This is a genomic window from Pseudomonas sp. 5P_5.1_Bac1 (assembly GCF_025466015.1).
GTDB lineage: Bacteria > Pseudomonadota > Gammaproteobacteria > Pseudomonadales > Pseudomonadaceae > Aquipseudomonas.
The window spans coordinates 17804-44356 of the sequence record NZ_JANLNX010000060.1; the positions used below are offsets into that span (position 1 = coordinate 17804).

Annotated in this window: 25 protein-coding genes and 1 tRNA gene; 6 read left to right on the forward strand and 20 right to left on the reverse strand. The window is 64.3% G+C overall.

Annotation, left to right across the window (positions count from 1 at the left end; translation table 11 throughout):
* Positions 1 to 24 precede the first annotated feature (24 nt).
* Complete coding sequence (locus NTD82_RS14685) at positions 25 to 1182, forward strand: MFS transporter (RefSeq protein ID WP_262129227.1); 1158 nt, start codon at positions 25 to 27, stop codon at positions 1180 to 1182.
* A gap of 71 nt (positions 1183 to 1253) precedes the next feature.
* Here the strand turns inward: NTD82_RS14685 and NTD82_RS14690 are convergent, their stop codons facing one another.
* Positions 1254 to 1838, reverse strand: a complete 585-nt coding sequence (locus tag NTD82_RS14690) for a TetR/AcrR family transcriptional regulator (RefSeq protein ID WP_262129228.1) — start codon at positions 1836 to 1838, stop codon at positions 1254 to 1256.
* A gap of 127 nt (positions 1839 to 1965) precedes the next feature.
* Between NTD82_RS14690 and NTD82_RS14695 the strand changes: the two genes are divergently transcribed.
* A complete protein-coding gene (locus NTD82_RS14695; protein WP_262129229.1) occupies positions 1966 to 3165 on the forward strand; it encodes an MFS transporter in 1200 nt (399 codons plus the stop codon).
* 7 nt (positions 3166 to 3172) lie between these two features.
* Here NTD82_RS14695 and NTD82_RS14700 read toward each other — a convergent pair whose 3' ends face one another.
* Positions 3173 to 3508: an ArsR/SmtB family transcription factor gene (locus NTD82_RS14700; protein WP_262129230.1), complete on the reverse strand. Its 336-nt coding sequence runs from the start codon at positions 3506 to 3508 to the stop codon at positions 3173 to 3175.
* Positions 3509 to 3558: 50 nt separating this feature from the next.
* On the opposite strand from NTD82_RS14700, the gene NTD82_RS14705 reads away from it, so the two are divergent.
* Positions 3559 to 4650, forward strand: coding sequence for an NADH:flavin oxidoreductase/NADH oxidase (locus NTD82_RS14705; RefSeq protein ID WP_095158668.1), 1092 nt, complete (start codon positions 3559 to 3561; stop codon positions 4648 to 4650).
* Between the two features lie 177 nt (positions 4651 to 4827).
* Here NTD82_RS14705 and NTD82_RS14710 read toward each other — a convergent pair whose 3' ends face one another.
* From NTD82_RS14710 to NTD82_RS14750, 9 genes are all read right to left on the reverse strand, one after another.
* On the reverse strand, positions 4828 to 6633 hold the full coding sequence (locus tag NTD82_RS14710; RefSeq protein ID WP_095158667.1) for an ABC transporter ATP-binding protein: 1806 nt from the start codon (positions 6631 to 6633) through the stop codon (positions 4828 to 4830).
* 87 nt (positions 6634 to 6720) lie between these two features.
* Positions 6721 to 7248, reverse strand: a complete 528-nt coding sequence (locus tag NTD82_RS14715; protein WP_262129231.1) for a DOPA 4,5-dioxygenase family protein — start codon at positions 7246 to 7248, stop codon at positions 6721 to 6723.
* A gap of 13 nt (positions 7249 to 7261) precedes the next feature.
* Positions 7262 to 8311 (reverse strand): amidohydrolase family protein, encoded by a 1050-nt coding sequence (locus NTD82_RS14720; protein WP_262129232.1) that lies wholly within the window; start codon positions 8309 to 8311, stop codon positions 7262 to 7264.
* A gap of 21 nt (positions 8312 to 8332) precedes the next feature.
* A complete protein-coding gene (locus tag NTD82_RS14725) occupies positions 8333 to 9454 on the reverse strand; it encodes an ABC transporter substrate-binding protein (RefSeq protein WP_262129233.1) in 1122 nt (373 codons plus the stop codon).
* Positions 9451 to 10623 (reverse strand): ABC transporter ATP-binding protein, encoded by a 1173-nt coding sequence (locus tag NTD82_RS14730; RefSeq protein ID WP_262129234.1) that lies wholly within the window; start codon positions 10621 to 10623, stop codon positions 9451 to 9453. Before NTD82_RS14730 ends, NTD82_RS14725 begins: the two co-directional genes overlap by 4 nt.
* A gap of 2 nt (positions 10624 to 10625) precedes the next feature.
* Positions 10626 to 12452, reverse strand: a complete 1827-nt coding sequence (locus tag NTD82_RS14735) for an ABC transporter permease (RefSeq protein ID WP_262129236.1) — start codon at positions 12450 to 12452, stop codon at positions 10626 to 10628.
* 15 nt (positions 12453 to 12467) lie between these two features.
* A complete protein-coding gene (locus NTD82_RS14740; protein WP_262129237.1) occupies positions 12468 to 15236 on the reverse strand; it encodes a TonB-dependent receptor in 2769 nt (922 codons plus the stop codon).
* 102 nt (positions 15237 to 15338) lie between these two features.
* Complete coding sequence (locus NTD82_RS14745; RefSeq protein WP_262129238.1) at positions 15339 to 16298, reverse strand: FecR family protein; 960 nt, start codon at positions 16296 to 16298, stop codon at positions 15339 to 15341.
* Positions 16295 to 16804, reverse strand: coding sequence for a sigma-70 family RNA polymerase sigma factor (locus tag NTD82_RS14750; RefSeq protein WP_095158659.1), 510 nt, complete (start codon positions 16802 to 16804; stop codon positions 16295 to 16297). The genes NTD82_RS14745 and NTD82_RS14750 overlap by 4 nt, the downstream gene beginning before the upstream one ends.
* 236 nt (positions 16805 to 17040) lie before the next feature.
* Between NTD82_RS14750 and NTD82_RS14755 the strand changes: the two genes are divergently transcribed.
* Complete coding sequence (locus NTD82_RS14755) at positions 17041 to 17727, forward strand: AraC family transcriptional regulator (RefSeq protein WP_262129239.1); 687 nt, start codon at positions 17041 to 17043, stop codon at positions 17725 to 17727.
* Here NTD82_RS14755 and NTD82_RS14760 read toward each other — a convergent pair.
* Positions 17704 to 18603, reverse strand: a complete 900-nt coding sequence (locus tag NTD82_RS14760) for a sterol desaturase family protein (RefSeq protein ID WP_262129240.1) — start codon at positions 18601 to 18603, stop codon at positions 17704 to 17706. The two genes, NTD82_RS14755 and NTD82_RS14760, sit on opposite strands and share 24 nt — an antisense overlap.
* A 102-nt stretch (positions 18604 to 18705) precedes the next feature.
* Positions 18706 to 19596 (reverse strand): transcriptional regulator GcvA, encoded by an 891-nt coding sequence (gene gcvA / locus NTD82_RS14765; protein WP_262129241.1) that lies wholly within the window; start codon positions 19594 to 19596, stop codon positions 18706 to 18708.
* A gap of 144 nt (positions 19597 to 19740) precedes the next feature.
* Here gcvA and NTD82_RS14770 point away from each other — a divergent pair, with 144 nt between their 5' ends.
* Both NTD82_RS14770 and NTD82_RS14775 read left to right on the forward strand, forming a co-directional pair.
* Positions 19741 to 20364 (forward strand): glutathione S-transferase family protein, encoded by a 624-nt coding sequence (locus tag NTD82_RS14770; RefSeq protein ID WP_262129242.1) that lies wholly within the window; start codon positions 19741 to 19743, stop codon positions 20362 to 20364.
* 14 nt (positions 20365 to 20378) lie between these two features.
* Complete coding sequence (locus tag NTD82_RS14775; RefSeq protein WP_262129243.1) at positions 20379 to 21398, forward strand: LLM class oxidoreductase; 1020 nt, start codon at positions 20379 to 20381, stop codon at positions 21396 to 21398.
* Positions 21399 to 21470: 72 nt separating this feature from the next.
* Here NTD82_RS14775 and ychF read toward each other — a convergent pair whose 3' ends face one another.
* The 7 genes from ychF to lolB form a co-directional block, all read right to left on the reverse strand.
* A complete protein-coding gene (ychF, locus tag NTD82_RS14780) occupies positions 21471 to 22571 on the reverse strand; it encodes a redox-regulated ATPase YchF (protein WP_095158654.1) in 1101 nt (366 codons plus the stop codon).
* Positions 22572 to 22592: 21 nt separating this feature from the next.
* Positions 22593 to 23177 carry an aminoacyl-tRNA hydrolase gene (gene pth / locus NTD82_RS14785; protein WP_095158653.1) on the reverse strand — a complete coding sequence of 195 codons (585 nt, stop codon included), beginning with the start codon at positions 23175 to 23177 and terminating at the stop codon, positions 22593 to 22595.
* A 76-nt stretch (positions 23178 to 23253) separates the two neighbouring features.
* Positions 23254 to 23850, reverse strand: a complete 597-nt coding sequence (locus NTD82_RS14790) for a 50S ribosomal protein L25/general stress protein Ctc (protein WP_262129244.1) — start codon at positions 23848 to 23850, stop codon at positions 23254 to 23256.
* A 139-nt stretch (positions 23851 to 23989) separates the two neighbouring features.
* Entirely contained in the window at positions 23990 to 24931 is a 942-nt protein-coding gene (locus NTD82_RS14795) for a ribose-phosphate pyrophosphokinase (RefSeq protein ID WP_009405962.1), read from the reverse strand.
* A 48-nt stretch (positions 24932 to 24979) separates the two neighbouring features.
* Positions 24980 to 25054: transfer RNA gene (locus NTD82_RS14800), tRNA-Gln, on the reverse strand.
* Positions 25055 to 25088: 34 nt separating this feature from the next.
* Positions 25089 to 25934: a 4-(cytidine 5'-diphospho)-2-C-methyl-D-erythritol kinase gene (gene ispE / locus NTD82_RS14805; RefSeq protein WP_262129245.1), complete on the reverse strand. Its 846-nt coding sequence runs from the start codon at positions 25932 to 25934 to the stop codon at positions 25089 to 25091.
* 1 nt (position 25935) lies between these two features.
* A complete protein-coding gene (gene lolB, locus NTD82_RS14810) occupies positions 25936 to 26553 on the reverse strand; it encodes a lipoprotein insertase outer membrane protein LolB (RefSeq protein ID WP_262129246.1) in 618 nt (205 codons plus the stop codon).

A 26553-nucleotide genomic window follows, 5' to 3' on the forward strand; every position in this document is an offset into this window, starting at 1 on the left:
GCGCCGGTGGTTGTGGAGTGAGTCATGAACAAGCGTTTTCTCGTCGGTCTGTTGTTTGTCGTTTCCATCATCGGTTTCAGCCTCGGCGCGACCCTGCCGCTGGTTTCGCTGCGCCTGCTCGATGCCGGGGCCAGCAGCCTGCAGATCGGCGTTCTGTCCGCCGCGCCCGCGGCCGGCATGATGCTGTCGGCCTTCATGGTCGACGCCTGCTGCCGGCACCTGACCCGGCGCATGATCTACCTGCTCAGCTTCAGCATCTGCGCCCTCAGTGTCGGGTTGATCGAGTGGGCGTTCTCGTCGATCTACCTGCTCGGCGCGTTGCGCCTGGGCCTCGGGCTCGGCATGGGGGTGGCGATCATCCTCGGCGAATCCTGGGTCAATGAACTGAGCGAAGAACACAACCGCGGCAAGGTCATGGCGCTGTACGCCACCGCCTTCACCGGTTGCCAGATGCTCGGCCCGGCCATGCTGTCGCTGCTCGGCGCGCAGGGGCCGTGGCTGGTCGTGATGGTGTCGGTGGGGTATGCGCTGGCGCTGGCGTGCATCGTCTGGACGGTGCCGAACGATCATGTCGAGCATGGCGACGAGGGCGAAAAGAGCTTCTCCCTCGCCGGCTTCTTCCGCGTCGCGCCCGCGCTGTGCATGGGCGTGCTGTTCTTCTCGTTCTTCGACGCGGTGATCCTCTCGCTGCTGCCGGTGTACGCCACCAACCACGCTTTTGCGGTGGGCGTGGCGGCGTTGATGGTGACGGTGATTCTGACCGGCGACATGCTGTTCCAGTTGCCCATCGGCTGGCTTGCCGACCGCTGCGAGCGGACCCTGGTGCACCTGGTGTGCGGCGTGGTGGCGATGCTGATCGGCCTGGCATTGCCGTGGCTGATCCAGGTGCAGTGGCTGTTGTGGCCGGCGCTGGTGTTGCTCGGGGCGGTGGCGGGCGGGGTGTATACCCTGGCGCTGGTGCTGATCGGGCAGCAGTTCAAGGGGCAGGACCTGGTGACCGCCAATGCCAGTGTCGGATTGCTCTGGGGCGTGGGCAGCCTGATCGGGCCGTTGGTAAGCGGCGCGGCGATGGACGTCGCACCGCACGGCTTGCCGATGGCGCTGGCGGTAATGGCGGCGCTGTTCGTGTGCTTTGCGCGGTCGGCGAATCGCAAGGCGTATCGAGTGTCGGTGGCGGAGTGAGGGTTTGGGGGGGCGGTTCGGGGCCACCAGGCGCGAGCCGATAGATCTTGAGGGCGCTGCAGATCTGTTGGCTAGCGAATCAAAATACCCCGCAACAACACCCCCAACGCCTCACTAGCCTGAGCCAGGCGTTCATCCCCCGCTTCGCTTTCGGCGATCCACACCGCCGCTTCGGCCAGGCTGCCGTAGATCAACCGCGCCAGCGCCCGCGGGTCCAGTGCCACGACGATTTTCTCCTCGATCAACTGCTCGATCAGCACCTGCATCGACGCAATGCAATGCTGCTGTGAATCCGCCGAGGCACCGCCCAGCACGGCGCGGGCATCGCGCAGGACGATGCGCTGGATTTCCGGTTCCAGGGCCATTTGCAGATACACCTCACACCGCGTGCGGAAGCCTTCCCAGGTGTCTTCGGCGGTGTCGGAAATAACGTTCAGGCGCTCATCCATTTCCGCGTCGATCTGCTCGACCACCGCCGCCAGCAGACCTTTCTTGTCGCCGAAATGATGGTAGAGCGCGCCCCGGGTCAGGCCCGCCTGTGCGGTGAGTTCGTCCATCGACGCGGCGGCGTAGCCGGTTTCGCTGAACGCCTTGCGGGCTGTGGCCAGCAGGGCGGCACGGGTTTCTTCCATTTCGGCGCGGGTACGGCGGGCCATCCGTTTCTCCTTGAAGAGGGACTTTACATACGCTGCGTATGTAAATAGGCTTTTATTCATACGAGCCGTATGTATTTTTCCCGTCGCCTGCCGCAATGGCAAGCGCGAGGTGCCAAGGAGCGCAACATTGAACAATCCTTATCGATCGCTTTTTGACCAGCCCGGCACACGGGCCTTTGTTTTGGCCGGTCTGCTGGCGCGCCTCGCGTTGCCCATGACCGGCATCGGCATCATCACCCTGCTGGCGCAACTGCGCGGCAGCTACGCGCTGGCCGGGGCGGTGTCGGCGACCGTCGTGCTGACTTACGCGCTGCTGTCGCCGCAGATTTCCCGGCGGGTGGATCGTCACGGGCAGCGCCGGGTGTTGCCACTGGCGACCGCGATCAGCGTGCTGGGCATGGCCTTGTTGCTGCTCGGTAGCGGCTGGCCGCTGGGCGACTGGAGCCTGTTTCTCGGCGCCGCGCTGAGCGGCTTCATGCCGAGCCTGTCGGCGATGGTGCGGGCACGCTGGACGGCGCTTTATCGCGGGCAGCCGCAGTTGCAGACGGCGTATTCGCTGGAAACCGTGCTCGATGAAGTGAGCTTTATCGCGGGGCCGCCGCTGTCGGTGGGGTTGTGTGTGGCGTGGTTCCCGCAGGCCGGGCCTTTGGCGGCAGCGCTGTTGCTGGTGATCGGTGTGCTGGCGCTGGTGGCGCAGCGCGGCAGCGAGCCGCCTGTGCTGGCGGCGGAGGAGGCGGGGCACGACAGCGGTTCGGTGATTGGTCTGGGCGAGGTGCGCCTGCTGACGCTGCTGATGGTGGCCATGGGTGTGATCGTCGGTACCGTCGATATCGTCAGCGTCGCCTTCGCCGCGGCACTCGGACAACCGGCCGCCGCGAGCCTGGTGCTGTCGGCCTATGCGTTGGGTTCGTGTGTGGCGGGGCTGGTATTCGGCGCGCTGCGCTTGAATCAGCCGCTGCACCGCCTGTTGCTGCTGGGCGGCCTGGCGACGGCGGCGACGACGGTGCCGTTGTCGCTGGTTGGCGGTATTGCGACGTTGATTGCCGCGGTGCTGGTGGCAGGGGTGTTCTTCGCGCCGACGATGATCGTGGCGATGTCGCTGGTGGAGCGGGTGGTGCCCGAACAGCGGCTGACCGAAGGCATGACCTGGCTGCTGGCTGGTTTGAATGTCGGCGTGGCGGCGGGCGCGGCGTTGTCCGGGCAGGTGCTGGACGAGGGCGGGGCGCGGGCTGGATTCGCGGTGGCGCTGGCGGCGGGCGGCGCGGTGCTGCTGGTGGCGGTGTTGGGGTACTGGCGGTTGCGCGAGCGTCAGACGGCGCCGGCCTGAGCCCGCCTCACTTGTGCGACAGGATCGCCCCGATCAACCCCGGAAAACGCCCGTCCAGCGCGTCGAGGCGCAGGGAGTTCATATGCGTGGTGCCGACCGAACGGGTCTGCACCAGGCCGGCGTCACGCAGCACACGGAAGTGATGGGACATGCTCGACTTCGGTCGCCCGCCGTCGAGTTCGCCGCAGGTGGCTTCCGTGACACTGGCCAGGCAGCGAACGATTTCCATGCGAACAGGGTCACTCAGAGCGTAGAGGATACGTTCGAGTACGAAGTCTTTGGGGTCGGGGTGTTTGTAGGCGCGCATGGTGCTGATGATAACGGAGGCTTCACTAAATGCCATAGTTCGAATACTATCGAACAATCGTATCAAAACCTGTCGGAGCCTCCTGCATGTCCAAACTTTTCCAACCCTACACCTTGAAAGACCTCACCCTGCGCAATCGCATCGCCATTCCACCGATGTGCCAGTACATGGCCGAAGACGGCATCGTCAACGATTGGCACCACGTTCACTACGCCAGCATGGCTCGTGGCGGCGCCGGCCTGGTGGTGGTCGAGGCGACTGCCGTGGCGCCTGAAGGCCGCATCAGCCCCGGTTGCGCCGGTATCTGGAGCGACGCGCACACCCAGGCGTTCGTGCCGGTGGTAAAGGCCATCAAGGCCGCAGGTTCGGTGCCGGGCATCCAGATCGCCCACGCCGGCCGCAAGGCCAGCGCCAATCGTCCGTGGGAAGGTGACGACCACATCGCCGAAGACGACGCCCGTGGCTGGCAGACCATCGCGCCGTCGGCCATCGCCTTCGGTCACCACCTGCCGAAAGTACCGCGGGAAATGACCCTGGACGACATCGCCCGGGTCAAACAGGAATTCGTCGACGGTGCCCGTCGCGCCCTTGAAGCCGGCTTCGAGTGGATCGAACTGCACTTCGCCCACGGTTACCTGGCGCAAAGCTTCTTCTCCGAACACTCCAACCAACGCACCGACGCCTACGGCGGCAGCTTCGACAACCGCAGCCGTTTCCTGCTCGAAACCCTCGCCGCCGTGCGTGAAGTCTGGCCTGAGCACCTGCCGCTGACCGCGCGTTTCGGCGTGATCGAATACGACGGTCGCGACGAGCAGACCCTCAGCGAATCCATCGAACTGGCCCGCCGCTTCAAGGCCGGTGGCCTCGATCTGCTGAGCGTCAGCGTCGGCTTCACCATCGCCGAAACCAACATCCCGTGGGGCCCGGCGTTCCTCGGTGAAATCTCCCGCCGTGTGCGTGACGAAAGCGGCCTGGCGGTCACCTCCGCGTGGGGCTTCGGTACGCCGCAACTGGCGGAAGAAGCGGTGAGTTCGCGCCAACTGGATATCGTCTCGGTGGGCCGCGCTCATCTGGCCGATCCGCATTGGGCGTATTTCGCGGCCAAGGAATTGGGCGTGGAGAAGGCGTCGTGGACCTTGCCGGCGCCTTACGCGCATTGGCTTGAGCGTTATCGCTGAGTCCGAGCGCACGACCTGCCTGCCGGCTTCTATCGCTGGCACGCAACCCACCGATGCTGTAGGAGCGAGCTTGCTCGCGAAGGACGATGCGCGAGCCCAGGTGCTGCCCGTAACTTCACCGGCAGGCTCGCTGCATCCAATGGATAAACGAACAAAACCCAAGCCCAAACCCAAAGATCACCCCACCGCATGCAGCGGCAACACACCCCCCACCTGACGCTCCCATAGCCGTCGATACGCACCCTCGGGCCGCGACAGCAGTTCCTCGTGCGAACCGTCCTCAATGATCTGCCCATTATCGAAAAACAGAATCCGGTCCAGTTGCGCCACCGTGGACAGGCGGTGGGCGACGACGAGTACGGTCTTGTCGCGCATGACGTCGGTCAGCGTGTCCTGGATGGCCTGCTCAGTGATGGAGTCGAGGCTCGCGGTCGCTTCATCCATGATCAGGATCGGCGCGTTCTTGATGATGATCCGCGCGATCGCGATGCGTTGCCGTTGCCCACCCGACAGCCGCACGCCACGCTCACCCACCAGCGAGTGGTAGCGCTTGTCCATTTTCTCGATGAAGTCGTGGGCATGGGCTTGCCGCGCCGCGGACTCGACCGCCGACTCGCTGGCGTCTGGATCGCCATAGCGGATGTTGTCCAGCAGGCTGCGGTGGAACAGGCCCGGTTCCTGTGGAATCAGGCCGATCTGCGAATGCAGCGAGTGCTGGGTGAACTGGCGGATGTCCTTGCCGTCGATGCTGATCACGCCTTGCTGCGGATCGTACTGACGCAGCAGCAGGTTGAGCAGCGACGACTTGCCCGACCCGGAATAGCCCACCAGGCCGACCCGCTGTCCGGCGGGGATCACCAGATTGAGGTTGTGGAACAGAACCTGGCCGGGCTGATAGCCGAAGCTGAGGTTGCGGATTTCAATGCTGCCCGCGGCGATTTTGATCTCGCGCGCCTGTTCGCTGTCGACGATCTCGTGGGGCACGACGATGGTCCTGACGCCGTTTTCGATGTTGCCGAAGTATTCGAACAGGTCGAGAAAGCGCCGGCTGATGTTGCGCGCTTCGGCGATCACCACGAACGACAGCGTGGTGCTCATGACGAACTCGGGCACGCCGATCACGCCCTCGCGCCATTGCCACAGGGCAAAGCCCAGCAGGCCAATTTTCAGCACCAGTGAGGCACTGGTCTGGAACAGCACGATCTTCTCGTTGAAGCCCCAGGCGCGCCGCGCGGCGTCCACTTCGCGGGAGAGGAATTGCTGCAGGTGGGCCCGTTCGAAACCGATGCGGGCGAACAGGCGCACCGCGGTCAGGTTGCTCACGGCGTCGACCACGCGGCCGGTGGTTTCGCTGCGGGCGGCGGAAAACAGCCGGGAATACGGCTGGCAGCGCCGCGCCAGCACGTAGGACAGCAGCACGAAGGCGATGGACCAGACGAAGGTGAAGCCGGCCAGCAACGGGCTGGCGCCGGCGAGAATGATCACCGCCACGGCCATGGTCACCAGCACCGGCATCACGTCGAAGATCAGCGCCCACAGGGTCATGTTGACGCCCATCGACGTTTCCGAGATGCGGTTGGCCAGGGAACCGGCGAAGTTGCTGCCGATGTAGCGCTGGGAGTGGTGTTGCAGGTAGGCGAACAGGTGGGCGGTGACGCGGGTGCGCTGTAGCGGCGCCACGTGCACGCGGCAGAAACCGGCGACACGGCCAAACACCAGTTCGCCCAGATTGAGCGCCACGAACAGGATCAGCGGCGGCCAGACGGCATTGAGGTCGCGCGGGCCGGAAAAGTCGTGGCTGAGCGCGCCGACCACCTGACCCAGCGCCAGCGACACGGTGACGCCGCAGGCCGAGGAGAGGATTTGCAAAGTCACGATCAGCAAATACCAACCGAGAAAGTGCCGTGCGAATTGCAGGGTGAAGCGAAACGGACTCGAAGCCAGTGTGGGGATATGCGAGTCGGGAACCGTGGTCGACGTCATGGAAGTCCTTGGATTCAAACAGGCCGGATGACCGGTTCTGGCAGGCAGCGCCGCCCTCGCCGGGAGGGCTGGCGCTTTCAGTGAGGGTCAGGCCAGTTTCGGCGCGGGCCAGTCGCGGGTCTTGTAGGTGTCATCGCCCGGGCGGTAGCGCACCGTCCCGGCAAGGTGACGTTGCTGACCGACCAGCAGCACGCTGTTCACTTCGGTCTGTTCGCCGGCGAGGCGTTGCGCTTCTTTTTCACGCATGCCGTCCAGCCCCAGGTCGAGCTGTTTGCCGAACCACAGCGTGAGGTAGGAATGGTCGATATAGACGTTCTCGGTGATCGCATGCAGCAACACGCTCAGCCCCTGGCGCGCTTCGAGAATCCAGTACACATAGCGCTCGAAATCTTCCTTGAGCAGGGCAAAGCGGAACATCGGCGTCGGGTGCAGGCCGTTGGATTGATCCAGCCAGCGGTAGTCCCAGATCTTGAAGCGGTCCTGCAGTTCTTCGTTCAGGCGCTCGGCGATGTGGCGGGTGTCTTCGGAGAAGTAGATGTGGCTGTGCCAGGCGACGATTTCGTCGATTTCGGCGGGGACATCGGGTACGGCAACGCGTTGTGTGGTCACGGTCATGGTGGGCTCTCGATCAGGTCAGGTCAGTCAGGTTCACGCCTTTGCTGCGCAGCAGCCGGGCAGGGTTGTGGAAAAAGATGTCGCGTTGCGCGGCGGCATCCAGCGGGGTCCGCCGGATGTTTTCGATCACCTCGCGGGTGTCGGCGAACGGCGCGTAGTCGGTGCCGAACACGATGTGCTCGTGGCCCAGCACGCGGGCTACATGGGTGATGGCTTCAGTGCCGCGGCCGGCGGCGCCGGTGTCGAACGTCAGGCGTGCCAGGCGCTTGCGGAGGTCGGTGGCGCCGTAGCGTTCCGGCGCGGCGAGGAACTGCTCCAGCAGGTTGGCGAAGGTGCCGGAACCGCCCAGCATGGCGAACTGCACGGTGATGTCCTGGAACTCGTCGAGCAGGTCGGTGAACAGCAGCGTGAACACCGCGTTGGCGAATCCGCTGGCGGTGGCGACCGCCGAACGGACGGCCGCGATATCCCGGGCGTCAGGCGCGGGCGGCTGGCCGCTGATGCTGGCGTGGCCATTGCCGGTATGCAGGTAGAGGTGCGAGCGGTGTTTTTGCGCTTCGACCAGCAGTGGCCGGATGTGCGCCGCCGCTTCGCTGGAGGCGAACACGTTCACCGGCAGCACGGCGCCGATCAGGCCCCACTGCTCATGGGCGCGGGCCAACTCGTCGACGGACCAGCCGATGTCCGAGGTGGACAGCGCGGCCACGGCGGAGAAACGGGCGGGGTGCTCGCGCACCAACTGGCCCAGGTCCTTGTTGTAGGCCTGCCACAGTTCAAGCGCTTCGCCGGGCGCGGAAAGCGGGTCGACGCCCAGGGTGGTAGGCCACGAGATGAGCTGGTGAACGATGCCCGCCGAGGCCAGGTGTTCGAGGCGCAGGTCGAGGTCGAACCATTGCGGTCCCAGGTCGAAGCGTGCCGGCAGGGCATCGTCGACGCCGCGCACCAGGGCCACCGGCCCGGAGCTTGCGCGTTCGATTCGGACACCCTGGCGGCGCTCGCTCAGCAGGCGGGTGACGGTGGGGGAAAACCAGTGGCTGTGCAGGTCAATTTTCGGTTCAGGCATGTGAAATTCCTTGAGCGTTGCTCACAGGGTTTGTTGCCAGAGCGCCCGTAGCCGGGGCACCCACTCTTTGAGGCCGCGCGCGGTTTCCTGCGGGCTCAGCATGGTGTGCCGGGCCTGCTCCGCTGCCGGGGCGGGCAGGCCCGGTGGCAGTGGCGCGTCCGGCATGTTGCCCAGCGAGAACGCCTCGCTGGCGAGCAGCGCCTGGGCGTCGGGGGTCATCAGCCAGGTGAGCAGCAGGCGCGCGGCGTTGGGGTGGGCGGGCTGGCGCACCAGCCCCTGGCCGAACGGCACCAGCAAGGTGAAGTCCGCCGGGTAGTCGATGGCGATGGGCACGCCCAGCCGCTGCTGTCGCATCAGCGGCGGCAGGTAGGCCCACGGATTCAATGCGCGGCGCCCCTGCGCGAGGCTGATGACGCCGGCTTCCTGGGCGCCGCCGGCACCGCCGCGATCACGCAGCGCGGTCAGTTGCTCGACGCCGATACGCTGCTGCACCAGCAGTTGCAGCAAGGCCACGTCGGTGGTGCCCGCGCCGCCGCCCGGCGCGCCGTATTCGAAGCTGTTGCGCCATTTGTCGGCCAGCAGTTGTTCGAGGTCGGTCGGCAGCGACTCCTCGCCAACGCGCTGGGTGTTGTAGCCAAGGCCGTAGACCTTGTTGAAGGTGAACCAGACCTGGTCCTTGTAGTGCCAGCGCGTATCCAGGTCGTCCGCGGTCGGCGGACGCCAGCCTTCCAGGTAGCCGCGGTCGGCGATGCCCATGACCACGTTGACCGGTTGGCTGATCAGGTCGCCGTAGTGCGCGCCGGTGACTTTCTCGACGTCGAGACGGTCGGTCACCGCAGTTGGCGACAGGTGCATGTAGGTCACCCGGATGCCGGGGAAGGCTTGGGCGAACCTCGACCACAGCGGCTGCCACTCGTAGTCCATGGCCGCCTGGTAAACCACCACCTGATGCTCGCCGGCCTTGAGCGCTTCGCGGTACAGCGACTCCATGGCCGCCCGTTGCGAGGCACTGCCGGTCAGTTCGCGGGTGCGTTGGGTCGCTTCCTCATCGCTGAATGCGCCTTGCCGGGTGCCCAGCGCGAACACCCCGGCCAGGGCGGCGACCACCAGCGTCAGGCGCAGGCTGTAAGGCAGGCGCTTCATGCGGCCTCCCGCTCGGCGGGTGTGGCGGCGGTGTCGTGCGAGGGCTGTTCGTCCCGTGGCATCACCACTGCGGCGCCAGGCTGGATCAGCACATGCACGGAGCGCCCGGACACCGACTCGCGGGTATGCGCTGACGTGCCCCAGACATCCAGCGCCAGGGTCACGGCCAGCGTCCGGTCTTCGACCACCACCTGGGCGAGGTAGCGGTCCCCGGCGTAGGTGACCTGCGAAAGGATGCCGGTCAGCAGGGTGGCGTTGTCGGGCACCGGATGGTCCAGCGGCACCGCGACGATCTGCGCGGCCCGCAGTGCCAGCCACACCGGCGTTTCGGCGGCGAGGCCGGTGGGATTGCTGGAGACAAGCTGCAAGTCGCTGCCGGCGAGGGCAACGTGAGCCAGCTCGCCCGAGGTCTTGCTGATATGGCCGCGCAGCAGGTTTTCGAAGCCGACGAACTCGGCGACGAAATGAGTGCGCGGTGTCAGAAAGATTTCGCTGGGCGTGCCGATCTGCTCCAGCCTGCCGGCATTCATCACCGCGATGCGGTCAGCCAGCGCCAGGGCCTCGGCATGGTCGTGGGTCACATACACCGCGGTGTAGCCCAGTTCGTCATGAATGCGCCGCAAATCCTGACGCAGGCGAATGCGCAATTGCGCATCCATGTTCGACAGCGGCTCGTCGAACAGCATCAGGGCCGGGCGGGCCACCAGCGCCCTGGCCAGGGCCACGCGTTGTTGCTGGCCGCCGGACAACTCGGCCGGGTAACGGTCGGCGTAGCCTTCGAGGCCCACCAGTTGCAGCGCTTCGATGACCTGGCGGTGTTGCTCATCGCCAAGGCGGGTGCGGGTCTTGAGCGGGTAGGCGACGTTCTGCCTGACCGTCATGTGCGGCCACAGCGCGTAGTTCTGGAACACCATGCCGATGTTGCGTTTTTCCGGCGCGACGAACAGGCCCTGTTGCGTATCGGCCACGGTTCGATCACCCAGCAGGATTTGCCCGGCGTCGGGTTCTTCCAGGCCGGCGATGCAGCGCAGCGTGGTGGTTTTGCCACAGCCGCTGGGGCCGAGCAGGACGAAGAATTCGCCGTCCTCGATGTGCAGGTCGAGGTGTTCTATGGCATTGACGCGCCCGTCGAAGGCTTTGCGTACATGGTTGAGGGTCACGCTGCTCATGTTCAAAAGCCTCCCGACGTGCCGGCGGTCAGACCGAGGGCACGTTGTTTGTTGCGGTGATTGTTGAGGTGGCGCGCGCGGCGAAAGGCCCACAGGGTCAAAAGGCTCGCGCCCCAGAGCGCGACCGAAAACGCCATCAGCACCATCAGCAGGGCGGCGGCCATGCTGTAGTCGCCGGCGCTTTGCAGGTTGTAGGTGATGACCGCCAGCGTGTTCACGCCGGGGGACTTGAGCAGCAGCGGCACTTCCAGGTTGCCGGAGACCATCAGCGCGCTCATGAACCAGCCGGCAATGAAACTGGGCGCGGCGAGCGCCAGGACGATCTCGAAGAAGGTCTGCACGGGCCCGGCGCCGGTCATGCGCGCGGCCTCGGACAGCGACGGGGCAATCTGCGAGGTTGCCGACAGCGCGATCTGGCTGGCGAAGGGCATGGCGGTGACGATCAGCGCCAGGGCCACCAGCCAGATGGAACCGTACAACTGGGCGAACGCCGGGATGCTCAGCCAGGCCCACGAAATCGCCACGGTGGTGACCACGCCGGGCATGGCCAGCGGAATCAGGGTGGCGAAGCGCAGCGCCGCCTGGCTGCGGCGGCCCAATTGCCGGGCCAGGGTGGCGACGCTGAACGCGAGGGTCATGACCACGGCGCCGACGATCACCCCCAGCACCAGCGTCACCCGGATCGCTTCGATCACTCGCGGCTGTTCCAGAACACTGGCGTAGCGGGCCAGCGACAAGCCGCTGTAGACCCCGGGGTAAGGCTGGATGGAGGAGAACGCCAACGCCCCCAGCGGCAAGACGAATGACACCAGCAAAAACAGCACCACCAGCGTGGAAATCACGGCGCGCAGGCCGCGCAGGCGCAGCAGCCGGGCCCGGGAAAACTTGCCGCTGACTGACACGAAACCCTTGCGCCCCAGCACCCGCAATTGCCCCATGTAGATCAGCGCGACGAACGCGACGAACAGGCTCGACAGGATGCTCGCCTGGGCATAGTCGGCGGGGCCGGCGCCACCGCCCAGCAGGTTCAGCAGCAAGGTGGCAATCACCACGATGTTGTCGGGGCCGCCGAGGATCAGGATCGGTTCGAACACTTGCAGGCCGGCAATGATCCCGAGCAAGGCGACGCTGGTCAGCGCCGGCGCGAGGCTGGGCAGATTGACGCTCAGGAAGGTGCGCAACGGCCCGGCGCCGGACAGGTAGGACGCCTCGTCATGCGAGCTGTCCAGCGCCCGGAATGCGCCGGCGATAAACAAGTAGGTCAGCGCGACCTTCTTGAGGATCAGGACGGTGTAAATGCCCCACCAGCCTTGGATGTTCAGCCAGGGCGTGTCGATACCCAGCCCGTGGCGCAGGGCATCGTTGAGCAGGCCGGTCCACGGGTTGGCCAGTTGGGTGAACGCGATGGCGTAGAAGATCCCGGGCGTGACGAACACCAGCAGCATGCTCGGCATGATCCAGCGCCGGACCCGCAAGTCGGTGCGCTCGCTGATAAACGCCAGGCCGATGGCCAACAGCAGCGAGGCCGCGGTACTGACCAGCGCGATCTTCACCGAAGCCCAGACCGCCGCGAGCATGCCGGGGTTGTGGAACGCCACTCGCCACGCGGCAACCGTCCACTCGCCCGGCAGAAACGGCGCCTTGCTGCGGAACGCTCCCACCACCAGCATGATCAGCGGCCAGACGAACAACACCGCGATCAGGCCGAGAAAGGGGATGAACCACGCGGTCTTCACCAGCGCGCGCGGGCTGGCCCGGTGTCCGCTCAGCCTCGCCAACTGGATAAAGAAACGCTGCGGCGGCGGGGCGCTCTGAATATCTCGATGCATGCTGCTGCTCCCCGTTTAGAACTGGTAGTTCACGCCGACGTAATAGAACGCGCCGGACGCCCCGGCGGGGGCGATGAAGCCGTAGCGGTTGATGCCGTTGACCTGATTGAACGACTTGTACTTCTCGGGATAGGTATCGAAGAGGTTGTTGGCGCCCAGGTTCAGGCCCAGTTCGCGGGTCAACTGGTAGCGCACGTCGAGGTCCACGACCCATTGCGCGCTGAAGGTCTGGTCCTGGCTGGCGAGGGTGGGGTGGTTGTAGGTGTACTCACCGAACCGGGTGGCCTGGACGTTCACGCCCCATTTGCCGAGGGTGTAGTCGCTGGACAGGATCAGCTTGTTTTCCGGTGTGCCGTTTTCCGGGTTGAGCAGCACATCGCGGGTGAACAGGGTGGTGCCCGTGCGGGTCGGCACGCTGCCCTGCTTCACGTTGCTCACCTTGGTGTCGGTGACACTGAAACCGGCGCCGAGATCCAGCCGTCCGAGTTCCTGCAGGTCCAGGCGATGCTTGAGTTGGGCATCGACGCCGCGGGTCTTGGTGTCATAACCGTTGGTGTAGAACGAGGCGCCGGTAAAGGCGCTCAGGCCGGCCTGGGCGAGGATGTCGCGCACGGCGGTGGAGCTGTTGTTGGCGGGGTCTTGCAGCGTCGAGGTCGCGAGGATGTTGCCGTCGATGTCGATGCGGTAGGCATCGATGGTCAGGGACGTGCGGTCGGTGGGGGTCCAGACGAAGCCGAGCGACAGGTTCTTGGCTTTTACCGCGTCCAGCGCCTTGGCGCCGAAGGCCGACACGGCGCTGTCGCCAGGGCGAAACAGGCGGGTGCGGCCTGGCGCGGCCGCGCCGCCGTCGAAGCTCCAGTTACCGGTGTAGGTGGTGGTCTGGGTCGACAGTTGGCCCAGGCTCGGGGCCCGGTAGCCAGTGCTGAAGGTGGAGCGCACGGCAAACTCAGGCGTGAAGGTGTAGCGCGCCGAGAGCTTGCCGTTAACCGTATCGCCAAAGTCCGAATAGTTTTCCGCACGCAAGGCGGTGCCCAGTTCGAGCTTTTCGGTCAGGTGGCCTTCGAGGCCCGCGTAGAGCCCGTAGACGTTGCGCGACAGGCTGCCGAGGTCGTCCGGGTTGATGCCGGCGATGTCCACGGCGCCAAACCGTGCGCGCTGCCCTGCACCCAGTTGTCCCGCGGGGATCAGCCCGCCGCCGTAGTCCCAGGATTGCTCGTCGCCGATCTCGTTGATGGCGAAGTTTTCATGCCGGTAGGCGACGCCGCCCGACAGGGTCCAGGGCGACGGCGCCCAACTGAAGTCCAGGTCGTGGTCCCAGTCGAGCGCCAGGTTGGTGGTCTTGCTCTCGCTGGCGCCGCGGTAGAAGTGCGTCGCCGAGGCCAGGCCGTAACTCGGGCTGAGGCTATTTTCCAGGTAACCCTTGACCTCGTTCTTGCCGTAGGACACCGACAGGTCGAAGTTGCCGAGCAGGTCGTCCGTGTATTTCAGGCCGGCGACCGCTGACTGGTCATAGCGCTTTTCCGACACCCGCGGCTGAAAGCCGTTGGGGTAAATCGCCTTGATGTTGTCTCGCGAGCTTGAGTAGTTGGGGTTCACATCGTTGATGTTGTTCGAGTAGCCGTAGTTGAGCGTGGTGTAGAGCCTGGCCTGGTCGTTCAGCCCCAGCTCGGCGTTGGCCAGCAGCGAGCCCTGTTCGCGTCCGCCCTGGCCCCAGCGCCCAGTCCTCAGGTCGCCTGCCGGGCCGGCGTTGACGTACTGGTGGTCGATGCCGCTGCGGTCCACCGGGTTGTTGCTCAGGCCATCGGCGCTGAGAGTGAGGAAGCCGTCGCCCGGCAGGCTGGTGCCCCACCAGCCGCTGGCGTTGCGGGTTTCGCCGTCGCCCTTTTTGTACTGGCCGTAGCGGCTCTGCAGGGCGCCGCCACTGTCGCGCTCCTTGAGCACGATGTTGAGGACGCCGGCGATGGCATCCGAACCGTACTGGGCCGATGCACCATCACGCAGGACTTCCACCCGCTCGATGGCGCTGATGGGAATGTTGTTCAGCTCCACCAGTTGATCGGCGCCCCACGGATCGACGCCTGACAGGCGCCCGGTGGGGTTGCGGCGTTTGCCGTTGACGAGGATCAGCGTGTAGGCGGGGCTCAGCCCGCGCAGCGAGGCGGCGCGCACCGCGCTGGTGCCTTTGGAGGCGTTCTGGCCCTGCGGAAAGTTGAACGATGGCACCAGTTGGGTAAGGGCCTGGTTGAGCGTGACGGCACCCGTGTTCTGGATTTGCTCGGGGGAGATCAGTTCCACGGGGGCCAGGCTTTTCAGGGCCGTGACGTCCTGGCGTCGGGTGCCGAGCGTCACCACGGTGGCCAGCGTCGTATCGGATTGCGCCGCCGGCGACGCACTGTGCGCCCGGGGGGCTTTGACCGGTTGCGCCGCTGCACGCTTCGCCCCGGCCAGGCTGATGACGATGGCTCCGCTGGGCGTGTAGTTGGCCTGCAGGCCGGTGTCGCGCAGGGCTCGTTCGATGGCCTGGTCGCGGCTGAGGTCGCCGCGGATGGCCGGGCTGTTCAAGCCTTCCAGCGAGGCCTGGTCGAAGGAGATCGGGGTGCGGGTCTGGTGAGAGATCGTCAGCAGCGTGTCGGCGAGCGGGCCCGCATCGATGGCGAAGTACTCGCGGCGCTGATCGGCTTTGGCGCTGTCTTCGGCAGCAGCGATTTCCGGCACTGCCGCGAGGCTCAGCATCAGCGCATAGGCGAGGGGGGCAAGGGCGAAGTTGCGGGTCTGTTTCGGCATTTCGAATTTCACTATTCACGGAGATGTAATCCTCCATGAGCAACTGCTTCAGTGAATTTTCATTTTTGCCCTAGATCGTTTTGGCTTATCGATAGAACCGGCTCAGGCGCGCTCGATGCTGATCCAGTACGCGCTGAAGCGCCGCACCCTGATGGGCAGTTGCTGTTCGAGCATTTCCAGGGACTGGTCGCTGTTGTCCAGCGGGTACAGGCCGCTGACGGTCAGGTCGGCAAGGCTGCTGTCGAGCCTGACGATGCCGGGGCGATAGCTGCGGATCGTCTCGACGACCTCGGCCAGAGGCTGGTTGCGCGCTTCCAGCCAGCCATCCAGCCAGGCCGCTTCGCCTCTCATCATCGGCTGCTGATGGACGATGGTGCTGTCGTCGAACAGCACGCTGCGGCGCGACTCGATGGTGACCACCGCGCCGCGCTCGGGCATCAGGCGCAGCGGCCCGTCGAGGGTGGCAATGCGCGTCGCATCGGGGTTTTGGCGAACCATCAGGCGCCCGCCGTTGCTCCTGATTACGCCTTGAGCCGTGCGCAGGACAAACGGTATGTGAGCGTCCTTGGCGACATCAAGCACCAGCTCGCCCTGGTGCAGTTGCAACTGGCGCTGATTGTCGACGAACGCGGTGGACACCCGGCTGCGGGCATTGAGTTGCAGGCGGCTGCCGTCGGCCAACTGCCAGTTGCGGCGCTCGGCCGTGCCGGTTTGCAGGTCATTGGACGAGGACCACTGTACCGCTCGGCCCAGCAAGCCGACCGACAGGGCCAGGCCGCCGAGTGCCAGGCTGTTGCGCAGGAACGTGCGGCGCCCGGACGGCGCGTTGATGGCGTGAAGTAGCGGCGCACTCGGACGTCCGCGCAGCGGCGAGCCTTGTGCGGTATCGAGGCCGATCTGGATGCGCTTGAAGGCGTCGGCGTGGCGGCTGTCGGTAGCGCGCCACGCTTCGAACGCCTGGTGTTCACCCGGGCTGACTTCGCCGGACTGCAAACGCACCATCCACAGGATGGCCTCTTCGGCGATCTGGTCCTTCAGTGCCCGGTCAGGTGCGGTCTTCATGATTCGAACACGTGGTAACAGCAACGCAGTGCCTGGGCCATGTAGCCGTGGACGGTGCCGAGGGAAATCCCCAGCCGCTCACAGATCTTCGAATACGGCAGGCCCTCGATCTGGTTGAGGATGAACACCGCTTTGGCCTGGCGGTTAAGCCCGTCGAGCAACTGGTCGATTGCCATCAGGCTTTCAATCAGCATCATTTGTTCTTCCGGCGAGGGATGAAAGACTTCGGGGATGTTCTGCATGGCCTGAAGATAGGCGCGCGACAGGTCGCGACGCCGCCAGCCTTCATAGATCAGCCGCTGGGCGATGGTGCTCAACAATGCCCTGGGCTCGCGAAACGCGGCCGGATCGGGCATGGTCAGTACGCGAGCGAAGGTTTCGGCGGCGATGTCTTCCGCATTGTGTGGGCAGTCCATGCGCGCACGGACGCGCGCGCATAGCCACTGGTAATTGAGTTTGAACAGTTGCCCGATTCGTTCCCGATTTTCCGCGCTTGAAGCAGTCATGTCTTTCACGCAAAAGAAGCTGCTGCCTTGCTCCTGTGTAAGGTGTTCGGCCAGCGATTCGATCTCGGCGTCCTTTCGTGACGGTGCGCCCTGTCAGTTTGGTGTCGACAGTGGGCGGACTATGAACGAATGGTACTGAGGGGTGAAAGAATAAAAACGGCGAAGTAAATGCCGTTTTTGAATAAGAAGCGCGCAATCCTGTTTGGCGACTTTGGCTAAAAAACTCGGAGGAACCCGTGCAACAGCAGCAACCGGACCCGCGCTGGCAAGGCGACCTCTGGCTGGCGACCGACTACTGTCTGATCGCCGGGCGGGCAGGTCACACCGACGACCACGCGCATTATCCGCATCAGGTGCTGATCGCCGCTGAAGGCAGCGTCGAGGCGCTGGTCGACGGCACGCTCGAACGCGGCGCCGTGGTGCCGATCGAGTCAGACCGACAGCACTCGATCCTCACCGAGCAACCGCTGATCAGCCTGTTCGCCGAGCCGCTGGCGTTCGAATTGCCGGCACTGCGGCACGCTTGCGAACAGGCCGGGGCCGACCCCGGTCAGTTGATCGAAATGCTGAACAACCTTCCCCGCCGTCCCTTGCAGCCCCGGTTATCGAAAGCGTTGCAGCGTATTCGCCTGCTCGACGCCGACACGTTGCCGGCCTCGGTGCTGGCCAACGAGGCGGCGCTTTCCATCAGCCAACTGGAGCGGTTGTTCAACGGGCAACTGGGCGCGTCCGTGCGCCGGCTGGTGTTGTGGCAGCGCTTGCGTTTCGCCTTGCAACTCGCCTTGTCGGGCAGCAGCCTGACCACGGCGGCGGCGACTGCCGGTTTCTCCGATTCCGCGCATTTGTCGCGCTGTGTCCGCCGCCACTTCGGCATTCGTGCCGACCACAGCGTGCGCCATCTACGCCTGCACGTGATCGGCTAGCGCATCGCGCAGGCCGGCGGGCAACGGCGCGGGCGGGTGCGTCGCCTGTGCGCCGGTGAACGGCTGGTGCAGTTGCGCCCAATAGCCCACCGGGTAGTCGGGATGGTCGCCGATCCCCAGGTCGTCGTTGGCCAGCGGGTAACCCGGCAAATGCAGGGCGGTGCCCAGCAGGCGATCCCACACGCTGAAGAACAGCGCGAAGTTCACATCGCCGTTGGTCCCGTACTTCAAGTGATGCAGGCGGTGCACGGGCGCCCAGGCGAACACATGGCGCAGCGCGCCGATGCGCATGTCGACGTTGCTGTGTTGCAGCAGCAACTGGATGGAAATGCTGAACGCCAGCAGCGCCGTCACCTCTTGCGGCAACCCGCACAGCAGCAACGGCAAGGTTCCGCCCAGGGCTTCGAGCAACTGGTGCAGCGGGTGCTTCATCAGCCCGTTGAAACCATAGAGCCGGGTGACGCTGTGATGCACCGCATGCAACCGCCACAACGGCGCGCAACGGTGGCTGGCGTAGTGCACCAGTGTGATTCCCAGGTCGGCGATCGGCAGCGCCAGTAGCAATTGCAGCGCCACCGGCCAGTGGCTCGGCCAGATACCGACGTCGGGCAGCAGCATGGCGATCAAGGGGATGGCCGCCACGCTCAGCACGTTGAGGCTTTCGTTGACGGCGGCGTGAAGGGCGTCCCGGCGGCTGTCGTTTTGCGGCGTGTTCCAGTGCGGGCGGTACGGCCATAGCTGCTCGCACAGTGCGCTCACGGCTATCGCCGCCACCAGCAACAACAGCAGCCAGCCGGGGCTCGCGCCGCGTGTGACGAGGTACACGCCGGCGCCGATGAAACCGAAGAAAAACACTGGACCGTACAGGCTGCGCATCTCGCTGCTCCTTGAAAAGTGGAGCCGCGAGTCTCGGCCAGGTGCGCCTGGCCGCGCTTGAACAAACGGCGCATGACGGTCGTTGCTCAAGGCGTTTCCGGGTCAGGGCGCAGCGTGTGCCTCTTCCCGGATCCACGCCACGAACGCCGCCACTTCCTCCCGCTGCCCGGCCTCGGGCAGCATCACCAGGTAATACGCGAAGCGCGCCGGCCAGGGTTTATCCAGGGCCAGCGCGAGGCGGCCTTCGGCAATTTCTTCCCGCGCATACTCCTGCGGCACCAGCGCCAGTCCTTGTCCGGCGACTGCGGCGCGAATCAGCAAATAATCATCGTCGAACGCGGTGCCGCGCTCGGCTCGTGGGTCTTCGGCCGCGCCATGTGCCGCGAGCCACAGCGCCCAGTCGGCGCGGTCGGAATCCTGAAGCAGCGGATAGTCGAGGCAGTCGGCCGGCTCCCGCAGCGGCGGGCCCGATGCCAGCAATGCGGGGCTGGCGACCGGCAACAGCACCGGGGCCATCAGGTGCTCCGACAGCAGTCCGGCATAGTCGCCGAGGCCATGGCGGATGGCGACATCGACTCGGTCACGCTGAAGATCCACCAACCCCGCCGACGCTTCGACGCGGACTTCGATATCCGCATGACGAGCATTGAAGCGCCCCAGCCGCGGCACCAGCCAGGAGGCGGCAAAGGAGGGCACGGTGCTGATCGTCAGGGTGCGGCGTGCGCGGCTGGCTTCGAGGAGGTGCAGGGCCTGTTCGATCTGGTCGAAGGCCATCAGCAGCGTCGGAAAAACCCGCGCACCGGCCTCGGTCAGTTCCATGCGCAGACGGCTGCGCACGAACAGCGGCAGGCCGACACGTTCTTCCAGGTGACGGATCTGCTGGCTCACCGCACCCGAGGTGACCCCCAGCGCGGCGGCGGCATGCTTGATGCTGCCGTGGCGACCGACTTCGGCGAATGCGCGCAGTGCGAGCAGTGGAAAGACAGGATTCAAGGTTTAGCTGGCCTAAAGAGTGAGTGAAGATCAAATCGTTTCTGTCTGTGCACAGACGAGGCGACCATGGGCTGAGCCGGATTGTTCTGGTTTAGCCAGGCTTTCTCAAGGAGAAAGTCGGCATCACCCGCAAGGAGCCCGTTGATGATCCACCTCTACTCCGACAGCTCGCCCAATGGTTTCAAGGCCAGCATCGCTCTGGAAGAACTGGGCCTGCCGTATCGCCTGCACCACATTCGCATCGACGCCGGGGAGCACCGCCTGCCGGAATTCCTGGTGCTCAATCCCCACGGGCGCATCCCGGTGCTGGTCGACGACGACACCGGCGTGACGTTGTTCGAGTCCGCCGCGATCCTGCTGTACCTCGCCGAGAAGACCGGGCAATTGCTGCCGCGGGACGTGCAAGGACGCTGGGAGGCGATCAAGTGGCTGCAGTTTCATGCCTCCAGCGTCGGGCCGATCATTGGCCAGCGTGTTCATTTCGAAGTGTTCGCCGAGCAGCCGGTGCCCGCCGCCATCGAGCGTTTCCGGCGGCTGACCGCCGATGCCTTCGCCGTCCTCGATCAGCGCCTGTCCGCGCACCCCTGGCTGGCGGGCGACCGCTACTCCATCGCCGATATCGCCCAGTTCGGCTGGAGCCATATCGCCCGGATCATCGACTTCGATTTCAGCCAGTACCGTCACCTGAGCGCCTGGCATGAGCGCGTTGCGGCGCGGCCGGCGGTACAGAAAGGCGTGACGCTGCCCGCCGTGGCGACCGGCGCATGAGTGGGGGAGAGGACATGAGTTGTTTCAAAGGCGCGCCGTATTCCGCGTTCCACGGCCATCCCGGCTATCGGCGCATGTTCGCCCCGGACCGCCTGACCCTCGGGATCTTCCTGCCGCTGCGATTCTACGAGGGCGACATGAGCGTCCTCGCCGGCCAGGCGGAACTGGTGAGCGCGATCGACCGGCTCGGGTTCGCCGCGGTGTGGGTCCGTGATATCCCGCTGTTCGATCCGCACTTCGGCGACGCCGGGCAGGTGTTCGATCCGTTCACCTACCTGGCCTTTCTCGCCGCCCGCACGCGGAATGTCGCGCTGGCCACCGGCAGCATTATTTTCTCGCTGCGCCATCCGATCGACCTGGCCAAGGCCAGCGCAACCATCGATCAGTTGTCCGGTGGACGACTGGTGCTGGGTATCGCCTCGGGTGACCGGCCCATCGAGTTTCCCGCCTATGGCCTGGAGCATGCCCGGCGCGGCGAGCGCTTCGCCCAGTCGGTGCGTTACTTCCGCCAGCTCATGGCGGCGGGGGCGCTGGAGGTGGACTCGCCGCTGGGGCACGTCAGCGACGCACAGTTGCTGCCAAAGCCGGCCAGCGGCTCGGTCCCGCTGATCGTCACCCGTTCATCCGGCCAGTCGCTGGACTGGATCGCCGAGCAGGCCGACGGCTGGCTGACCTACCCGGACGCGACCCACACCGTGCGCGGGCCGCAGCACCTGGCCGAGAAGATCCGCGCGTGGCGCGAGCGGATCCCGGACGGTGGTTTTCGCCCGCACATGACCAATGAATGGCTGGACCTGATGGACGACCCCGACCATCCACCGACGCCGCTGCGCGGCGGCTTCGTCCTGCGCACCGGGCGCAATGGCCTGATCGCCCTGCTGGAGCGTTGGCAGGCGGCGGGGGTGAACCACTCCGCGCTGGGCATCCAGTTCTCGCAACGCCCCGCGGCCGAGGTGATCCAGGAACTGGCCGAGGACGTGTTGCCGCATTTCCCGTCATTGCAGGGGCCGCCCGCGTTGCCGGTGCCGTGGTGACGGGGCACTGGAAATGAAAAACCCCTTGAGGCGGCTGGCCTCAAGGGGTTTTGGGTGATGCGGGCGTGGCGCTTAGACGTTGAAGCGGAAGTGCATCACGTCACCGTCTTTGACGATGTAGTCCTTGCCTTCCAGACGCCATTTGCCGGCTTCCTTCGCGCCGCTTTCACCCTTGTACTGGATGAAGTCGTCGTAGGCGACCACTTCGGCGCGGATGAAGCCTTTCTCGAAGTCGGTGTGGATCACGCCGGCCGCTTGCGGGGCGGTGGCGCCGATGCGCACGGTCCAGGCACGGACTTCCTGTACGCCTGCGGTGAAGTAGGTCTGCAGGTTGAGAAGACCGTAACCGGCGCGGATCACGCGGTTCAGGCCAGGCTCTTCCAGGCCCAGGGCCTCGAGGAACATGTCCTTCTCTTCGCCTTCGTCCAGCTCGGCGATTTCCGCTTCGATCTTGTTGCACACCGGCACCACGACCGCGCCTTCTTCTTCGGCGATGGCACGGACTACGTCCAGGTGCGGGTTGTTCTCGAAGCCGTCTTCAGCAACGTTGGCGATGTACATCACCGGCTTGCTGGTCAGCAGGTGGAAGCCACGGATCACGGCTTTCTCGTCTTCGCCCATGGTCTTCATCAGGCTGCGCGCAGGCTTGCCTTCGGTGAAGTGGGGGATGAGTTTTTCCAGGATGGCTTTCTGAGCCAGTGCTTCCTTGTCACCGCCCTTGGCGTTGCGGGTGACCTTCTGCAGTTGCTTCTCGCAGCTATCGAGGTCGGCGAAGATCAGCTCCAGATCGATGATCTCGATGTCGCGCTTGGGATCGACGCTGTTGGAAACGTGGATCACGTTCTCGTCTTCGAAGCAGCGCACGACGTGGGCGATGGCATCGGTTTCGCGGATGTTGGCGAGGAACTTGTTGCCCAGGCCTTCACCCTTGGACGCGCCCGCCACCAGGCCGGCGATGTCGACGAATTCCATGGTGGTCGGCAGGATGCGCTGCGGTTTGACGATCGCAGCCAGGGCGTCCAGACGCGCATCGGGCATTGGCACGATGCCGCTGTTCGGCTCGATGGTGCAGAAGGGGAAGTTCTCCGCCGCGATACCGGATTTGGTCAAGGCGTTGAACAGGGTGGACTTGCCGACGTTGGGCAGGCCGACGATGCCGCAATTGAATCCCATGGTGAATCCCTCTTCGTGAAGTCAGGCCTTCTGGCTGTGCAGCTCTCTCATCGCACGCGTCCAGTCACCGGCGAGGATGTCCGGCAGCACGCCGAGGGCAAAATCGATACTGGCGTCCAGCTTCTCCTGCTCGGCGCGCGGCGCCTTGCCCAGGACGAAGTTGGACACCAGCTTGGCATCACCCGGGTGGCCAATGCCAAGCCGCAGACGGTGAAAGTCATTCTTGTTGCCGAGCTGCGCGATGATGTCGCGCAGGCCGTTGTGCCCGCCGTGGCCGCCGCCTTTCTTGAGTTTGGCGACGCCCGGAGGCAGGTCGAGTTCGTCGTGGGCCACCAGGATGGCATCTGGCTCGATACGGAAAAAATTGGCCAGTGCGGCAACGGACTGGCCGCTGCGGTTCATGTAGGTGGTCGGGATCAACAGACGAACATCGTTGCCCTGATGGCTGAATTTTGCCGTCAGGCCGAAATACTTGCGGTCAGCAGTCAGATTGACACGCTGGGCGCTGGCAATGCGTTCAACGAAAAGAGCCCCTGCGTTATGCCGGGTCTGTTCGTATTCGGGGCCCGGGTTTCCCAGGCCGACGATCAACTGGATGGCTGTCACGTCAGGGGCTCTTCCTTGGAGTTGGGGGTTGCGGTGTCAGCACCGCAACCCGGTCAACACCGGCGTACCGAGTGGATTACTCGGCAGCGCCTTCTGCTTCAGGTGCTACGCGCGGGGCGTGGACGTTGGCAACAGCCTTGTCATCACCGTGGGTCAGAGCCTGGAACTCAACGCCTTTCGGAGCTTTCAGGTCCGACAGGTGAATGATGGTGCCGATTTCGGCGTTGGCCAGGTCGACTTCGATGAACTCAGGCAGGTCTTTGGCTTCGCAGGAAACTTCGATCTCGGCCACTACGTGGGAGATTTCGCCGCCTTTCTTGACCGGGGCTTCTTCGTTGATGAAGTGAACCGGTACTTTGGCGGTCAGTTTCTGGCCAGCAACAACGCGAACGAAGTCGGCGTGCAGGATGAACTGCTTGGCTGGGTGACGTTGCATGGCCTTGACCACGACGTTTTCTTTAACGCCGTCGATGTTCAGCTCGATAACGTGGCTGTAGGCAGCTTCGTTTTCGAACAGCTTGGCCACTTCTTTAGCCAGCATTACGATCGATGCAGGCGCTTTGTCGCCACCGTATACAACGGCAGGAACTTGGGCGGCGAGACGACGCAGGCGGCGGCTCGCACCTTTCCCCAGGTCGGTACGCGCTTGGGCGTTCAGAGTGAAATCAGTCATTTTGTATCTCCAGAGTAGCCATCCCCCGAGTGGCGTTTGCGACCAGCGCCAAAGCGGGGTGGGCAAAAAAGCCCCGCCCCAACAACAGGTGTTGGGGCGGGGCGCTTTACGTCAACGGGGTGTTCGCGAGGGCAAGCCCTCAGCGGAACATCGCGCTGATCGATTCTTCATTGCTGATGCGGCGGACCGCTTCAGCAACTACCGGTGCGATATCCAGTTGACGGATACGGTCACAGGCTTGTGCTGCGGCGGACAGCGGGATGGTGTTGGTCACCACCAGCTCGTCGAGCACGGAATTCTCGATATTCTCGATCGCGCGACCGGAGAGGACAGGGTGCGTGCAATAGGCGTAAACCTTGGCAGCGCCGTGTTCTTTCAGGGCCTTGGCCGCATGGCACAGGGTGCCGGCGGTGTCGACCATGTCGTCGACGAGAATACAGGTACGTCCTTCGACATCACCGATGATATGCATCACTTCGGAGTGATTGGCCTTCTCGCGGCGTTTGTCGATGATCCCCAGATCGACACCCAGGGACTTGGCGACGGCACGTGCACGCACGACACCACCGATGTCCGGGGAAACGATCATGAGATTTTCGAAACGCTGGTCTTCGATGTCATCCACCAGAACGGGGGAGCCGTAGATGTTATCTACCGGAATATCGAAGAAACCCTGGATCTGGTCAGCGTGCAGGTCGACGGTGAGAACACGGTCGATACCTACGACGGTGAGCATGTCAGCGACAACTTTGGCGCTGATAGCTACACGCGCCGAACGCGGACGGCGATCCTGGCGGGCATATCCGAAGTAAGGAATCACGGCAGTGATTCGAGACGCTGAGGAGCGGCGGAAGGCATCAGCCATCACTACCAGTTCCATCAGATTATCGTTGGTTGGCGCGCAAGTCGGCTGAATGATAAAGACGTCTTTACCGCGGACGTTTTCATTAATCTCAGTGCTGATTTCGCCGTCGGAGAACTTACCGACAGAAACATCACCCAGTGGGATATGCAGCTGACGCACGACGCGCCGAGCCAGATCGGGGTTGGCGTTCCCCGTAAAGACCATCATCTTGGACACGCGCAGTACCTGAAGGCTGAGGGTATACCTGGATGAGTATAAGGAAAATGGCAGGGGCGGCTGGATTCGAACCAACGCATGGCAGGATCAAAACCTGCTGCCTTACCGCTTGGCGACGCCCCTGTATCTGTTGCTGCGAGTACCTTGTACTCGATTCCTAGAGCAGACTTCGTAACGTGCGATGCAACATTGATATGTTGCTTCCCTTTGCCACGAACCCTGTTTGGGTCTCTGCAAGAAGGGCCAAAACTTTATCAGCTTCAGCTTTGTCTGGGAAGGCCCCAAACACACAACTTCCAGTTCCGGTGAGCCTTGCATCAGTGAATTTGTTTAACAAACTCAAGGAGTTACGTACTTCTGGGTAACTTTGCTCAACTACCGCTTGGCAGTCATTACGACTGTTTCCCTTGGGAACGGGGCGCACTTTAATGGGCTTTGAATCACGTGTCAACAAAGGGTGTGAAAAAATTTCTGCTGTACTTACAGACACTTGTGGGACCAGCACGACATACCACGGCTCTTCAGGGTCCACCGGCGTGAGTTTTTCACCCACGCCCTCGGCGAACGCTGCGTGTCCGCGGACGAAAACCGGTACGTCGGCGCCCAGGCCCAGGCCCAGTTCAGCCAGTTGATCTTCGCTGCAGCCGGTTTTCCACAGGTGGTCCAGCCCGAGCAGAGTGGTGGCCGCATCCGAACTGCCGCCACCGATGCCGCCGCCCATGGGCAACACCTTGGTCAGCCAGATGTCGGCGCCCAGCGGGGTGCCGGTCAGTTGCTGCAACTTGCGCGCGGCCCGGACGATCAGGTTGCTGTCGTGGGGGACGTTGTCGATCTCGGTGCGCAGGTGGATTTCACCGTCTTCGCGAACGGCGAAGCGCAGTTCGTCACCGTGATCGAGGAACTGGAAGATCGTTTGCAGCTCGTGATAACCGTCGGGGCGGCGACCAAGGATGTGCAGCATCAGGTTGAGCTTGGCCGGGGCGGGCAGGGTCAGCGTGGTCATGTCAGTGCCCCAGTTGGCGCGGTTGCCATTCCTTGAGGACCACCGTCACGTCCAGGTTCTGGCCATGCATCTTCAGGCGTTCCGGCAGCCAGTAACCGTTCTGCAGGGTGTAGTTGCTGTATTCCACTTGCCAGCCATCTTGCTCGAGGCTCGCCAGGCGGCTGTTGCCATCGAGGGTCAGGCGGCTTTTGCTGTCGGGAGCGGGCAGGCCACGGACCCACCAGACCATGTGCGACACCGGCAACTCCCAGCCCAGTTGTTCGGCCAGCAGGATTTCTGGTGATTGCGCTTCGAAACGGCCCTGGTTGGCGACTTCCAGCACTACCTGGCCCGGGCGACCGGTCAGGCGGGCGGCGCCGCGACCCAGCGGACCGGACAGGCGGATGTCGTAGTAATCCTGGCGTTGTAGCCAGAACAGGGTGCCGCTGCCGGAATCCTTCGGTGCGCGAATGCCGACTTTGCCGTTGATCTGCCAGCCGTCGAGGGTGCTCAACTGCTGTTTGTGCTCACGCCAGAGTTGCGGGCTGCCTTGGCCTTCGACGGCTTCGCGGGATCCGAAACCGGTACAACCGGCGAGCAGGGCAATCAGGCTGAACGTGATGAGATGGCGCAAGAACAT